General features: G+C 63.1%; 12 protein-coding genes and 2 pseudogenes. 8 read left to right on the plus strand and 6 right to left on the minus strand.

The features are described from left to right. Positions 1–28 precede the first annotated feature (28 nt). Positions 29–331: a DUF3565 domain-containing protein gene (locus ABI582_RS27415; RefSeq protein ID WP_338746090.1), complete on the minus strand. Its 303-nt coding sequence runs from the start codon at positions 329–331 to the stop codon at positions 29–31. On the opposite strand from ABI582_RS27415, the gene ABI582_RS27420 reads away from it, so the two are divergent. Together ABI582_RS27420 and ABI582_RS27425 are read left to right on the plus strand one after the other, a co-directional pair. Next, complete coding sequence (locus tag ABI582_RS27420) at positions 330–815, plus strand: FKBP-type peptidyl-prolyl cis-trans isomerase (RefSeq protein WP_016484906.1); 486 nt, start codon at positions 330–332, stop codon at positions 813–815. The two genes, ABI582_RS27415 and ABI582_RS27420, sit on opposite strands and share 2 nt — an antisense overlap. Before the next feature lie 144 nt (positions 816–959). Further along, positions 960–1442, plus strand: coding sequence for a glutathione peroxidase (locus ABI582_RS27425; RefSeq protein WP_338746091.1), 483 nt, complete (start codon positions 960–962; stop codon positions 1440–1442). A gap of 124 nt (positions 1443–1566) precedes the next feature. Here ABI582_RS27425 and ABI582_RS27430 read toward each other — a convergent pair whose 3' ends face one another. After that, positions 1567–2757, minus strand: a complete 1191-nt coding sequence (locus tag ABI582_RS27430) for a glycosyltransferase family 4 protein (protein ID WP_442120846.1) — start codon at positions 2755–2757, stop codon at positions 1567–1569. A gap of 307 nt (positions 2758–3064) precedes the next feature. On the opposite strand from ABI582_RS27430, the pseudogene ABI582_RS27435 reads away from it, so the two are divergent. Continuing rightward, positions 3065–3664: pseudogene (locus ABI582_RS27435) on the plus strand (PAS domain-containing protein); the annotation flags it as partial. A gap of 171 nt (positions 3665–3835) precedes the next feature. Beyond that, positions 3836–4252, plus strand: a pseudogene (locus ABI582_RS27440) (methyl-accepting chemotaxis protein); the annotation flags it as partial. A gap of 188 nt (positions 4253–4440) precedes the next feature. Here ABI582_RS27440 and cysZ read toward each other — a convergent pair. Beyond that, a complete protein-coding gene (gene cysZ / locus ABI582_RS27445; RefSeq protein ID WP_442120847.1) occupies positions 4441–5169 on the minus strand; it encodes a sulfate transporter CysZ in 729 nt (242 codons plus the stop codon). Between the two features lie 332 nt (positions 5170–5501). On the opposite strand from cysZ, the gene trxB reads away from it, so the two are divergent. Continuing rightward, positions 5502–6464, plus strand: coding sequence for a thioredoxin-disulfide reductase (gene trxB, locus ABI582_RS27450; protein ID WP_003247318.1), 963 nt, complete (start codon positions 5502–5504; stop codon positions 6462–6464). A gap of 59 nt (positions 6465–6523) precedes the next feature. On the opposite strand, the gene nadC is transcribed toward trxB, so the two are convergent. Next, complete coding sequence (gene nadC / locus ABI582_RS27455) at positions 6524–7372, minus strand: carboxylating nicotinate-nucleotide diphosphorylase (protein WP_442120848.1); 849 nt, start codon at positions 7370–7372, stop codon at positions 6524–6526. Positions 7373–7614: 242 nt separating this feature from the next. Between nadC and ABI582_RS27460 the strand changes: the two genes are divergently transcribed. From ABI582_RS27460 to ampE, 3 genes are all read left to right on the plus strand, one after another. Next, positions 7615–9780, plus strand: coding sequence for a DUF1631 domain-containing protein (locus ABI582_RS27460; protein ID WP_442120849.1), 2166 nt, complete (start codon positions 7615–7617; stop codon positions 9778–9780). Between the two features lie 88 nt (positions 9781–9868). Continuing rightward, positions 9869–10441 (plus strand): 1,6-anhydro-N-acetylmuramyl-L-alanine amidase AmpD, encoded by a 573-nt coding sequence (gene ampD / locus ABI582_RS27465; RefSeq protein ID WP_019472451.1) that lies wholly within the window; start codon positions 9869–9871, stop codon positions 10439–10441. Next, entirely contained in the window at positions 10438–11268 is an 831-nt protein-coding gene (gene ampE / locus ABI582_RS27470; protein ID WP_442120850.1) for a regulatory signaling modulator protein AmpE, read from the plus strand. The genes ampD and ampE overlap by 4 nt, the downstream gene beginning before the upstream one ends. 79 nt (positions 11269–11347) lie before the next feature. Here the strand turns inward: ampE and ABI582_RS27475 are convergent, their stop codons facing one another. After that, complete coding sequence (locus ABI582_RS27475; RefSeq protein WP_442120851.1) at positions 11348–12136, minus strand: TatD family hydrolase; 789 nt, start codon at positions 12134–12136, stop codon at positions 11348–11350. A gap of 2 nt (positions 12137–12138) precedes the next feature. Continuing rightward, a complete protein-coding gene (gene cra, locus ABI582_RS27480; RefSeq protein WP_338746099.1) occupies positions 12139–13134 on the minus strand; it encodes a catabolite repressor/activator in 996 nt (331 codons plus the stop codon). Positions 13135–13386: the final 252 nt, after the last annotated feature.

Below are 13386 nucleotides of genomic sequence, written 5' to 3' on the forward strand. Positions count from 1 at the left end.
TGCTTCTCGAAATAAGCGGTGCAAGAAATTAGCGGCCAAGGGTAGCGCCATCGGCCCCTTGTGCGCACCAGCCGCAAGCAAAAGGCTGGCCGATGCGCTGCGCGCGTTGTGCCGGGTCCAGCACCCAAGGGCGTGATTGCCACGGCGGCTGGTGGCGCAGATGCTGGGTATGGCCGCAGGACAGTTCGGCCACCCAGTGCCCTTCTTCGTCCTGGTGAAAGCCGGTGATCCGACTGATGGGCCGTTGCTCGTCCGCAGTGCGTTCGCAATCGGACGATGGCTTGGTTACACTTGTCCGCTCTACATACTTTTGCAAAAGGTCTTGCCCCATGCTGATCGCCGCCAACAAGGCTGTCTCCATCGACTATACCCTGACCAACGACGCCGGGGAGACCATCGACAGCTCCGCCGGTGGCGCGCCGCTGGTCTACCTGCACGGTGCCGGCAACATCATCCCGGGCCTGGAAAAAGCCCTGGAAGGCAAACAGGCCGGTGACGAGCTGAACGTTACCATCGAGCCGGAAGACGCCTATGGCGAATATCTGGCCGAGCTGGTCAGCACCCTGAACCGCAGCCTGTTCGAAGGCGTTGACGAGCTGGAAGTAGGCATGCAGTTCCACGCTTCGGCACCGGACGGCCAGATGCAGATCGTCACCATCCGTGACCTGGACGGCGACGACGTCACCGTTGACGGCAACCACCCGCTGGCCGGCCAGCGCCTGACCTTCCAGGTCAAGGTTGTCGACGTGCGTGACGCCAGCGAAGAAGAAATCGCTCACCGCCACATCCACGGTGAAGGTGGCCATCACCACTGATTTTCTGCGCTAAGCTCAGAAAGTCGCCAGGCGCTCGGGCAAGCCGATTTGCCTTCCTACGGGAGGTGGACGGTTTGGACGGGCGCCTTTTTAGTGGGCGGAATTCGCCTCGCGGCAACCGGGAACCTGAGAGGGGATGTCATCATGAGTGCATTTCACGACCTGAAACTCGAGGCGCTGAACGGCGGGGAACTGTCCCTCGCACCGTTCAAGGGCCAAGTGGTGCTGGTGGTCAACGTTGCCTCCAAATGTGGGCTCACGCCGCAATACAAGGCTCTGGAAAACCTCTACCAGGTTTACAAGGACAAGGGCTTCAACGTGCTTGGCCTGCCATGCAACCAGTTTGCCGGGCAGGAGCCGGGCAGCGAAAAGGAAATCCAGGAATTCTGCAGCCTCAACTATGGCGTGAGCTTCCCGCTGGGGGGCAAGCTGGAGGTTAACGGGCCGCAACGTCATTCGTTGTACCGCCTGCTGGCAGGCGAGGGGGCTGAGTTCCCTGGCGACATCAGCTGGAACTTCGAGAAGTTTCTGGTGGGCAAGGATGGGCGGGTGCTGGCCCGTTTCTCGCCGCGCACGGCGCCGGATGACCCGACGGTGGTGCAGGCAATCGAAAAAGCGCTGGCCTGAAAGTCTTGCGCGGTCCCTGTAGGAGCGGCCTTGTGCCGCGAATGGGCCGCAACGCGGCCGCACGATGGCTTTGACATCGAGATCTGGGGCCGCTATGCGGCCCATTCGCGGCACAAGGCCGCTCCTACACAGATCGCGTAGCACCCAGCCGCGAAGCGGGTGAGGCCGCAGCCTGGTTCCGGGCCGCATCGAGATACCCCTCAAACTGCTCGACAATCGCCGGCCAGCCCTGGCGGCTGGCATGCTGCCGCGCATTCAGGCGCACCCGGCGCAAGGTTTCCTCTTCCTCCAGCAGCCAGCAAGCCGCATCGACAAACGCCGCCTGGTCCCCCGGCATGGCCAGCGCCCCACTGTGGCCATGGCGAATATGCTGCGCAGCCGCCGCCTCGTCATAGGCAACCACCGCCAACCCCGAAGCCATGGCTTCGAGCACCACATTGCCAAACGTTTCGGTCAGGCTCGGGAACAGGAACAGGTCACCGCTGGCGTAATGCTCGGCCAGCACCTCGCCGCGCTGGGCGCCGCAGAACATGGCATCCGACATCTGTTTTTGGAGGGCGGCGCGCTGCGGGCCGTCACCCACCATGATCAGGCGCAGGCGCTTCTGTGGATAAGTCGTCTGCAGTGCCTCAAGGCAAGGCCGCAGCAAGCCAAGGTTCTTTTCCACCGCCAGCCGCCCGACATGCAACACGGCGATATCCTCCGGGCCCAGCCCCCAGCTTTCGCGCAACGCCTGGTTGCGCCGGGCCGGGTTGAACAGGCAGGCATCGACACCCCGGGCCAGCAGTTCCAGGCGCTCGAAACCGCGGCGTTCAAGCTCCAGGCGCTGGCTGAGGCTGGGCACCAGGGTAATCGCCGTGCGCCGATGGAACCAGCGCAGGTAGTGGGTGAGCAGGCGCGCCAGCAACCCCAGGCCGTACTGGCCGGAATACTGCGGGAAGTTTGTGTGAAAGCCGCTGACCACCGCGATGCCCAGGCGCCTGGCCGCGCGCAGGGCGCTGAGCCCCAGCGGCCCCTCGGTGGCGATGTACAGCACGTCCGGTCGCTGCCGCCGCCAGCGACGCAACAACGTGTGCATTGACACCTCACCCCACTGCAACCCCGGGTAGCCGGGCAGCGCCCAGCCACGGCACAACATCAGGTGCGGGTCGTTGCGCGCAGGCGCTTCACCGGCCTGGCGCGGGCGTACTACCTCGACCTCATGGCCGCGCTGGCGCAGCCCTTCGCCAAGGCGGCCAAGTGTGTTGGCCACGCCGTTGATTTCGGGTGGGAAGGTTTCGCTGACCAGGGTAATGCGTAGGGCGGCTGTATTCATGACAAAAAGTTTCCGCCTGCCGGGTTGCGCCGATGTGACCGTAATGTGACGTACGGATGACGCCTGACCGCTGACGCTTTTGCCTGCATGAATATTTCGTTGCACGGTGCTCAAGAAGGTGTAACCGGCAGCCGATGAAGATGCATTCGAAAAGGCGATGCGCTCCAGGAGTGCGGTGATGTTCAACAGCAAGCTCAAGCAAGAAATCCGGCAGCTGCGCGAAGACCTGATGTCCGTGGAACAGGTCAAGAGTAGCCTCGACAGCGAGATGCTGGTACTTCAGCTCGATCCACAGGGACGGATCGAGATGGTCAACGGTAATTTCGAGAGCGAAATGCTTTACCGTTCCGAACAATTGCTTGGACGCAACATCGAGGACATCGTCCCTACCCATGTGAAGTCGCTCGACTTCTACCAGCGCATGAAAAGCGCGATCAGCCGTGGCGAGCACCTCAACGGTGCATTCCGCCTGCTGCGCGGCAATGGCCAGGAAGCCTGGCTGCGCTCGATCCTGCAGCCGGTCAAGAACGGCGAGGGGCGCATCAAGTACTTCACCCTGCATTCCAGCGACCTTACCCGCACCATCGAGACATCCCGCGAGCATGAAAGCCTGATCAAGGCGCTGATGCGCTCGACCGCGGTGATCGAGTTCGACCTCGACGGCACCATCATCACTGCCAACGAACGTTTTCTGGCCACAGTCGGTTATCGCCTGGAGCAGATTCGCGGCAAGCACCACCGTATGTTCTGCGAGCCGGCGGAGGTCAACTCGACCGGCTACCAGGCGTTCTGGGACAAGCTGCGCCGGGGTGAATACGTTGCCGAGCGCTTCAAGCGTATCGATGCCCATGGCCGGGTGATCTGGCTGGAGGCTTCGTACAACCCGATCTTCGATGCCCACGACGTACTCTACAAAGTGGTCAAGTTTGCCACCGTGATTACCGACCAGGTCAATCAGGAGCAGGCGGTGGCCGAGGCAGCAGATGTTGCCTACAACACCTCGCTGGGTACTGATGTCAGCGCCCAGAAGGCCACCGATGTGGTCACCCAGACCGTCAGCGTGATGCGCGGCCTGGAAGCCTCGATGCAGGAGGCGGCCGAGGGCATTCAGGCGCTGGATACACAGTCGCGGGTGATTGGCTCGATCATCAAGACCATCAGCGACATTGCCGGGCAGACCAACCTGCTGGCCCTTAACGCGGCCATTGAAGCGGCCCGCGCGGGCGAGCAAGGGCGGGGCTTTGCGGTGGTTGCCGACGAAGTGCGCCAGCTGGCTTCGCGCACCAGCACCGCCACCGAGGAAATTGCCCGGGTAGTGAAGCAGAACGAGCAACTTGCGCAGGCGGCGGTGGAAATCATCGATACCAGCAAGCGCCAGGCCGAGCAGGGGCTGGCACTGGCCGACGAGACGGGTAGCGTGATTGTAGAGATCCAGGACGGGGCGAAGCGGGTGGTGGATGTGGTGGGGCAGTTCTCCAGCCGGTTGGGGCAGTAGAGCCCCGAGCAGATCTGGTCTGCCTCTTGATGGACTCAATCTCTTTCACCATCACTCAGGCTGCCGCCTCATCTTGTAGGAGCAGCCTGGTGCTGCGAAGAGGCCGGTAAGGCTAAAGATATCTTCGGCTGCAATGGCCTCTTCGCAGCACCAGGCTGCTCCTACAGGGGTCGCGTACACCTCGGCAGTCAGTTGCGCTCCCGCACCCAGAACAACGTAGCCCCAGCCACCGCCGCCGGCATCATCAGCACGTTCACCCCTGGGATCATCAGCGCCAGGTAGGTGATGCCGCCAAAGCCCAGCGACTGCCAGCGCTTGCTGCGTAGCCAGGCGAGCATGTCCTGCCAGCTCATCTTGTTGTTGTCCGCCGGGTAGTCGATGTACTGGATGGCCATCATCCATACCCCGAACATCAGCCACAGTGGCGCGGCGACGACGTTGACCACCGGGATCAGCGACAGGATGAACAGGCCGATGGCCCGTGGCAGGAAGTAGCCCAACTTGCGCATTTCGCGGCTGAAGGTGCGTGGCACCATGGCCACCAGCTCGCCCCAGCTGAACGCCGGGAAGGTGTCTTCGCCCCGCACCACCACTTCGACCTTTTCCGCCAGGAAGCCATTGAACGGCGCGGCAATGATGTTGGCCACCAGGGTGAAGGTGAAGAACACCATCAGCACCAGCAAGGCAACGAACAGCGGCCAGAGTATGTAGCTGAGAAAGCTCAGCCAGTCTGGCAGCGTTGGCATCAGGGCATCGAGCCACAGGCTGAACTGGTGGCCGGCGAAGTAGACCATGCCACCGAACAGCAGCAGGTTGACCGCCAGCGGCAGCAGCACGAACAAACGCAGGTTGGGGCTCAGCACCAGTTTCAGGCCTTCGCGCAGGTATTGGGGGCCGGAGAGGACAGGGGCTTGCATCGGGAGACTCCGCAGAGAAGGAAAACGCGCTGACCTTACCGAGTTTGCCGCGCCGACGAAAGGTGGCTGGCAGGCGGGACACGGGCTGTAACAAAAGCGCCAGGGGCTGAGCTACGGATGAAATCAGTGAATAGACGGTGCCTATGAGGTGGATTGTCTAAGGATATTTCCTTAATCTTTGCGACCTCGCTACAGTGCGCTCAACTTTTCCGCTTTCCGGGCCTGCGCGTTGTAGCCTTCCCCAAGTGCTGCGTGGGTCCGTTTTAATTTTCCAGCTGGCGCAGCCGGTACACCGATGCCGGCCCGTGCCGCCGGCTCGACAGGAGTTCGACATGTCTGAAGTACGTCATTCGCGCGTCATCATTCTCGGTTCCGGCCCTGCCGGTTACAGCGCTGCGGTCTACGCTGCCCGCGCCAACCTCAAGCCGCTGCTGATCACCGGCATGCAGGCGGGCGGCCAGCTGACCACCACCACCGAAGTTGACAACTGGCCGGGCGACCCCCACGGCCTGACCGGCCCGGCCCTGATGCAGCGCATGCAGGAACACGCTGAGCGTTTCGAAACCGAAATCGTCTTCGACCACATCAATGCTGTCGACCTGGCCAACAAGCCGTTCACCCTGCAGGGTGACAGCGGCAAGTACACCTGCGACGCACTGATCATCGCCACCGGTGCCAGCGCCCGCTACCTGGGCCTGCCGTCGGAAGAAACCTTCATGGGCAAGGGCGTTTCGGCCTGCGCCACCTGCGACGGTTTCTTCTACCGCAACAAGCCGGTCGCTGTGGTTGGCGGCGGCAACACTGCCGTGGAAGAAGCGCTTTACCTGGCCAACATCGCCAGCAAGGTTACCTTGGTGCACCGTCGCGAGACCTTCCGCGCCGAGAAGATCCTGGTCGACAAGCTCAACGCCCGCGTGGCCGAAGGCAAGATCGAGCTCAAGCTCAACGCCACCCTGGACGAAGTGTTGGGTGACAACATGGGCGTAACCGGTGCGCGCCTGAAGAACAACGACGGCAGCAGCGACGAAATCAAGGTTGACGGCGTATTCATCGCCATTGGCCACACCCCGAACACCTCGCTGTTCGAAGGCCAGCTGACCCTCAAGGACGGCTACCTGGTGGTCAACGGCGGCCGTGAAGGCAACGCTACCGCCACCAACGTTGAAGGTGTGTTCGCTGCAGGTGACGTGGCTGACCACGTTTACCGTCAGGCCATTACCTCGGCCGGCGCTGGCTGCATGGCGGCCCTGGACGTAGAGCGTTACCTGGACGGCCTGGCCAACGCCTCGTTCTGATCAGATAGCGCCCCAAAAAAACCGGCCGAAAGGCCGGTTTTTTATTGCCTGCGGTCAGCTCACAGGCTCAACCGCATCGACAGGTCCACTGCTTTCACATCCTTGGTCATGGCACCAATCGAGATGTAGTCCACGCCAGTCTCGGCAATTACCCGCAAGGTCGTCTCGTTCACCCCGCCACTGGCCTCCAGCTTGGCCTTGCCCGCGTTAATACGCACCGCTTCGCGCATTTCGTCCAGGTTCAGCTCGTCGAGCATGATGATGTCCGCGCCCGCTGCCAGCGCCTCGCGCAGTTCATCCAGGCTTTCCACTTCGATCTCTACCGGCTTGCCCGGCGCAATACGGTGCGCCGCCGTTACGGCCTCGGCAACACCACCGCTGGCGGCGATGTGGTTTTCCTTGATCAAGAAGGCGTCGTACAGGCCGATGCGGTGGTTGTCGCAGCCGCCGCAGGTAACCGCGTACTTCTGTGCCAGGCGCAGGCCGGGCAGGGTTTTGCGGGTGTCCAGCAGGCGCACCTGGGTGCCAGCCACCAGGTCGGCCAGGAAACGCGCACGGGTGGCGACCCCCGACAGCATCTGCAGGAAGTTCAGCGCGCTGCGCTCGCCGCTCAGCAGCGAGCGAGCCGGGCCTTCCAGGTGGAACAGCGGCTGGTTGGCCGTGGCGCGATCACCGTCGGCCACCTGCCAGTGCACGGCCACACGCGGGTCGAGCTGGCGAAACACGGCGTCGACCCAGGCAGTGCCGGCAATCACGCAGTCTTCGCGGGTAATGATGGTGGCCTTGGCCAGGCGCTCGGCCGGGATCAGCTGCGCGGTGATATCGCCACTGCCGATGTCCTCCAACAGTGCGCGGCGCACGTTGGCTTCGATTTCAGCGGTCAGGTCGGCAAGGCGTAGGTTCGGCATGGTCGGCTCCACAAGCTAGATGCCGGCGATTATAGGGCAGGGGGCCGATGTGTACATCCGCCCCGGCCATGACCTTTGGTCGGTCTTCGTGAGCTATGCCTGCAAACGAGGGTCATTAACCCGTCCATGAATCGGCGCTGGCAGCTGTGCGATTTTTTACCGATAATGGCGACCAGTATTTGGCGTCATAGCTTTGACGATTTACAGCCCCTTCGGGCATGACACCCTGCAAGGAGTCCAGGATGCAGAAAGAAGGCAAGGTGGTGCCCCTGGCGGCAGCCATCGACCGAGGGGGGCGTACGCCTCTGCCTTGCCTTCCGGTATTGCTCCTGCAAATGCGCGACAAGGCTGCGCTGCAATTGCGTCAGGGCTTGCAGGCGCTGTTCGACAATGCCGACGACACCTTGTTCGAGATGGCCGACAAGGCCGTTGATCGTTGCGACCAGAACCTGTACTTCGAGGCCATGCGCGATCTGCGCCTGAAGCGCAAAAGCATCGAGCGCGGCTTCCTTGATACGTTCTATGAAACCTACGCCCGCATCGGCCAGGTCGACCTGCTGGCGCATCTGGCGCATTTAGCAGAGCCCGGCAACCTGCGCAGCAATGTACAACTGGAGCGGGCTGCGGCAATCGAAGGCATGGTTGCGCGGGTATTGTCGCGCGATGGCATTGCCCTGCAGCAACTGGGCCTGCGTTTGCAGGCCTTGCTCGATCGCCCCGTGCATGAGCAGTGCAACCCGTTGGGCCCTGCCGCGTTGTGCGGCTACTTCCTCGAGGCTGGCCGTAACCTGGGGGTTGGGCTGAGGGTCAAACTGGTCCTGCTCAAGCTGTTCGAGCGTTATGTCTTGCGCGATCTCGACGTCATCTATGCCGAAGCCAACCAGTTACTGACCGTCGCCGGTGTGCTGCCCGAGTTGCAACCGGCCCCGCGCCGTCGCGCCGAGGATCGACGAATGAAGGCAGGACGGGGGGCGGCGAGCCAAGGTCTGGAAGTGAGTGCGGATGCGGCGGGGCAGGCCTTCTTTGCCTCTTTGCAAACCTTGCTGGCCCCGGCGCGTGGGCAGTTTGCACCGCGATTGCAGGCGGTGGCTGCTGCCCAGTCGATCAGCACCGCCGACCTGGTGCGCCTGCTTTCGCATTTGCAGCACTACGTGCCGGCTACCGGCGAGCCTGATGATTTCGAGCTCGGCCAACAGCTCGAACAACTGCTGCTGCGGGTCAGCGTGCGCAGTGGCACGCGCCGGCGCATCGCCGTGGCCGACGAGGACATGATCAACCTGGTCGGCCTGCTGTTCGCCTGTATTCAAGACGACGACAACCTGCCCGGCAGCTTGCGTGCGCTGATCGCGCGCCTGCATATCCCGCTGCTCAAGGTCGCCCTGCTGGACAAGGGGCTGTTCAGCCGGGCCAGTCACCCTGCACGCCGGCTGCTCAACGAAATCGCAGGCGCAGCCATTGGCTGGGAGTGCGGCGGCGAAGGCCTGCGCGACAGCCTGCACTTGCGGGTAGAGCGCGTAGTCCAGCGCTTGATCAATGATTTTGCCGAAGATACCGGCCTGTTTGCCGAACTGCTCGACGAGTTCCTTGCGTTCAACCAGGAGGAACGGCGGCGCAACGAATTGCTAGAGCAACGCACGCGCGACGCCGAAGAAGGGCGTGCCCGTGCCCTGCAGGCCCGGCAGCAGGTGCAGCAGGTGCTCAACCAGCGCCTGCGTGGCCGGGTTTTGCCCTTGGTGGTGGTGCAAATGCTGGTACAGGCCTGGAGCCAGGTGCTGCTGCTGGCCTGGCTCAAGCAGGGTGAAGCCTCCCAGGCCTGGCGGGATAGCTTGCAGACGGTGGACACGCTATTGGCCACTATCACCCCCGGGCATGAGCCGCAAACCCTGTTGCAGCAGGTGCCGGGCCTGCTCAAGGCGCTGCGCGATGGCTTGGCCAGCGTGGCCCTGAATTCGGCGGCAACCCGTGAGTTCTTCCTGCAACTGGAGCAATTGCACCTGCGTGCCTGCGCAGGCGCCGAGCTAGCGGTTGGCCATGGCCAACCCTTGGCCGAAGTGCTGGTGGACGAAGATATCGTGCTGGCGATTGCCGAAGAACCGTCCTGCGCGCCCTTGCACATTGCCGATGGCCAGGCTGCGGCGTTGCGGCAGGTGCAGCGCTTGCGCATCGGAACCTGGGTTGAAGTACTCGATGACGACGAACCGCTGCGCTGCAAACTGGTGGCACACATCGACAGCAGCGACCGGCTGGTGTTTGCCAACCGCACCGGCATGAAGGTGCGAGAGTGGAGCGGCGCGGGCCTGGCGCAGGCGCTACACCGGGGGGATGTGCGGGTGCTGGATGACGGGTTGTTATTCGAGCGGGCGCTGGAGGCGGTGCTCGACGGGCTGCGGCAACCGCAGGCGCGGTAGCCGGCAACATTACAATCATTCACATGCCAACGGCGTTGGCGGCAGGGCATACTGTGGTTCTGTTCAAGGCGCTTTCAGGATTTGCCCCATGCAATTGGACCGTGCCACTGGCTGGTTCCACGGAATCGGAATCACCCACTGCCCCTCGCCGAACTTCAATGCCCGCCCCGAAGGCGAATCAGTTTCCCTGCTGGTGATACACAACATCAGCCTGCCGCCGGCCTGTTTTGGTACCGGCAAGGTGCAGCAGTTCTTCCAGAACCGGCTGGACCCCAACGAACACCCTTATTTCGCCAGCATCGGCCACCTGACCGTGTCGGCGCACCTGTTCGTCGAGCGTGACGGCGCGGTGACCCAGTTCGTTTCGTTGCTCGATCGCGCCTGGCACGCGGGTGTGTCGTGCTTCGACGGGCGCGAAGGCTGCAACGATTTTTCCATCGGCATCGAGCTGGAGGGGACTGACGAGCTGCCCTATACCGATGCTCAATATGGCGTGCTGGAGGAGCTTACCCGGCACATTCGTAGCGCCTGGCCGGCCATCGACCTGGGCCGCATTCAGGGCCACAGCGACATTGCCCCGCAACGCAAGACCGACCCCGGCCCGTCCTTCGATTGGCCGCGCTACCGCGAAGCGTTGTTGCACAACGAGGACAAGGCATGAGTTTTCTGGTGTTGTTGCTGGCGCTGTGGGTCGAAAAATTTTCGGCCCTGCGCCATCAAGTGCAGCGTGATGGGTTCTTCCTGGGCGAGCTGGTTCGCCTGGAACGCGGTGGCAAGGTGCACCCTTGGTGGACGCTGACCATCGTGGTGTTGGCACCGGTAGCGCTGCTGGTGTTGCTGCTGCATGTGCTGGAACCGGTGGCCTATGGGCTGTTGGCCTTGCCGGTGCATCTGCTGGTATTGGTCTACAGCTTGGGCCGTGGCGATGCCAAGGCGTCGCTGGGCCCGTTCCGTGATGCCTGGCGGCGCGGTGATGATCAAGCGGCGCTGCATGTTGCAGAGCGTGACCTGGGCGTGGTGGCCGATGAGCCGCACAGCCTGTTGGTGCGTGTGCAGGGCAACCTGCTGTGGCAGGTGTACCAAGGCTTTTTCGCGGTGATCTTCTGGTATTTCGTGCTGGGCCCTGGTGCGGCGCTGGCCTATCGCCTGCTGGCGCTGTGCAGCGAGCATAGCCAGCAGCCTGCGTTGAAGGCGCGGGCCGAACAACTGCGGCACATCATGGACTGGCTGCCGGTTCGCTTGATGGCGTTGAGCTTTGCGTTGGTGGGCAACTTCCTTGCAGTGACCCGGGTGATGCTGCACGAGGTGCTCAACTGGCACATCAGCGCTGCACACCTGGTGGCGCGGGTGGGGCGTATTGCCGATGACATTCCCGATGAAGAAGACAGCCAGCGTGGGCTGGGGCGGCTGGACAGCCTGTGGGAGCTGCTGCTGCGCTGTGCGGTGTTGTGGTATGCCGGGTTCGCGCTGTGGACCGTGCTGGTTTGACATAGGGTCGCCTTGCTATTTGCGTCGCCTGGCAGATCGAGCGCCGCCCGCGCGGCGCTCGATCTGCCAGGCGCAGCAACTACAAAGGCGAGCACCAGCCAAACAACTCGCAAGCATTGCGGCTACTGGCTTGCGCCAGCGCCTCTACATCCACGCCCATCACTTGGGCCAGTGCCCCGGCAATGTCCGGCAGATGCTCCGGGCTGTTGCGTTGCCCCGGGTACATCACCGGCGCCATATCCGGCGCATCGGTCTCTAGCACCACACTCTCCAACGGCAGCCGCGCCAGCGTCTTGCGCAGCCGCAGCGCCTGTGGCCAGGTGCCGGCACCGCCAAGCCCAAGCCGAAAGCCTAGCTTGATGTATTCGCGCGCCTCTTCGTAACTGCCGGCAAACGCATGGATCACTCCCGCCCGCGCCGGCTTATAGCGTTTGAGCGTGGCGATCACCTGGGCATGGCTGCGGCGCACGTGCAACAGCGCGGGCAGGTCGAAGTCGCAGGCCATTTGCAGTTGCGCTTCGAACAGGTCCTGTTGGCGTGTCTTGTCCAGGTCTTCGAGGTAGTAGTCCAGGCCAAACTCACCCACGGCGCACAGCCGCGGGTCGCCATGCAGGCGTTCCAGCCATTCGCGCAGTTGCGTCAGGTGCTCCGGGCGATGCTGGTCGAGGTACACCGGGTGCAGGCCGAGTGCCGCGAACAGGTGCTGACCGGTGCAGGCGAGGTCCCACACCCGCTGGAAATTCGCCTGGTACACCCCCAGTACCACCATCCGTTCCACCCCGCGTGCCGCCGCGTTGGCCAGCAGGCGCGGGCGGTCGGCGTCGAAGTCGGGGAAGTCCAGGTGGGTGTGGGTGTCGATCAGGCGCATGTTCAGGCCGCCGTGATGCGCTGCTTGAAGGTGCGGCCCACGGCATGCACACCAGGTTCGTAGCGTTTTTCCTCGATTGCGGCCAGTGCCAGTTCCAGCGCGGTGGCGGCAATAAGGCCATGCTGCTGGGCCATGGCATTGACCGGCAGTGGCAGGAAGTCGAGCAACTGGTTGTCACCAAAGGTGCCCAGCTGCAACTGGCGCGAGTCGGCAGGGCGCGCCTGGAGGGTGTCGAACACCCCTTGCAGCAACACGTACGAGGTGGTCACCAGGGCATCCGGCAGGCCGCCCAGGTCATGGATAAGCTGTTGCATAAGGCGCTGGCCGCACTCACGGCTGAACGCCTCGCCCTGGTAACGACGGACATCGCCGGTATAGCCTTGCAGGGCTTCGTCGAACCCGCCGGCACGCGCCTGGCTGACCGACAGCTCGGGGCGTGCGCCAATCAGGGCAATGCTGCGTGGGGCTGCGCTAAGCAAGCTGGTAGCCAATTGCCGGCTGGCATCGCGATCATCGCTGATGACCGAGCAGAAGTGCGTAGGGTCAAGCCGGCGGTCGATGGCGATCACCGGCAGGCCTTTGTCCTGCATTTCGCGGTAGCTGTCGTCTTCCGGCGGCAGGCAGCTGGCGACGAACAGGGCATCGCAACGGCGCGCGCGGAACAGTTGCTGCAACTGGCGCTCGCTGTCGGGCTGGTCGTCGCTGCTGGCGATCAGCAACTGGTAGCCACGGGCGCGGGCGCCTTGCTCCAGCTGCTTGGCAATGCGGGCGTAGCTGGGGTTCTCCAGATCCGGGAGAATGAAACCCAGGGTGCGGGTGTGTCGGCTGCGCAGGCCAGCGGCCTGCGGGTTGGGTGTGAAGCCGTGGGCTTCGACCACCGCGCGCACCCGTTCGACAGTGGCGTTGCTGATGCGCTGCTGTTCAGCCTTGCCGTTGATGACGTAGCTGGCCGTGGTCACGGACACACCGGCCAGACGGGCGATATCGCTGAGTTTCACCGAATTTTCCTTGTTATTTCCGGGGCTGGCTCTGAGGCCGGACCGGGTATTTTGACCCGGCGCTGGCGCCATGCGCAGACGACCATTGTCGCAATTGTCCGACAGGATGGGGCTTTTTACCGGGCAGATTATCGAGTAACGTGGCCGTCTGGTCAGATTAAACGTTTCAGCTGCCGAATTTTCTGCCTCGGCTGCCATCTGTGCAAGGCTGTTGAACTGGCCCTTCATGTGAATTTCACAACAATACTCCAG

This window comes from Pseudomonas sp. SAS7 (genome assembly GCF_052112345.1).
In the GTDB taxonomy this organism is placed as follows: Bacteria; Pseudomonadota; Gammaproteobacteria; order Pseudomonadales; family Pseudomonadaceae; genus Aquipseudomonas; species Aquipseudomonas putida_Q.

Coding starts and splice junctions, on each gene's coding strand:
- ABI582_RS27420 (WP_016484906.1), top strand. CDS start 330: ATGCTGATCGCCGCCAACAAGGCTGTCTCCATCGACTATACCCTGACC.
- ABI582_RS27415 (WP_338746090.1), bottom strand. CDS start 331: ATGGGGCAAGACCTTTTGCAAAAGTATGTAGAGCGGACAAGTGTAACC.
- ABI582_RS27425 (WP_338746091.1), top strand. CDS start 960: ATGAGTGCATTTCACGACCTGAAACTCGAGGCGCTGAACGGCGGGGAA.
- ABI582_RS27430 (WP_442120846.1), bottom strand. CDS start 2,757: ATGAATACAGCCGCCCTACGCATTACCCTGGTCAGCGAAACCTTCCCA.
- cysZ (WP_442120847.1), bottom strand. CDS start 5,169: ATGCAAGCCCCTGTCCTCTCCGGCCCCCAATACCTGCGCGAAGGCCTG.
- trxB (WP_003247318.1), top strand. CDS start 5,502: ATGTCTGAAGTACGTCATTCGCGCGTCATCATTCTCGGTTCCGGCCCT.
- nadC (WP_442120848.1), bottom strand. CDS start 7,372: ATGCCGAACCTACGCCTTGCCGACCTGACCGCTGAAATCGAAGCCAAC.
- ABI582_RS27460 (WP_442120849.1), top strand. CDS start 7,615: ATGCAGAAAGAAGGCAAGGTGGTGCCCCTGGCGGCAGCCATCGACCGA.
- ampD (WP_019472451.1), top strand. CDS start 9,869: ATGCAATTGGACCGTGCCACTGGCTGGTTCCACGGAATCGGAATCACC.
- ampE (WP_442120850.1), top strand. CDS start 10,438: ATGAGTTTTCTGGTGTTGTTGCTGGCGCTGTGGGTCGAAAAATTTTCG.
- ABI582_RS27475 (WP_442120851.1), bottom strand. CDS start 12,136: ATGCGCCTGATCGACACCCACACCCACCTGGACTTCCCCGACTTCGAC.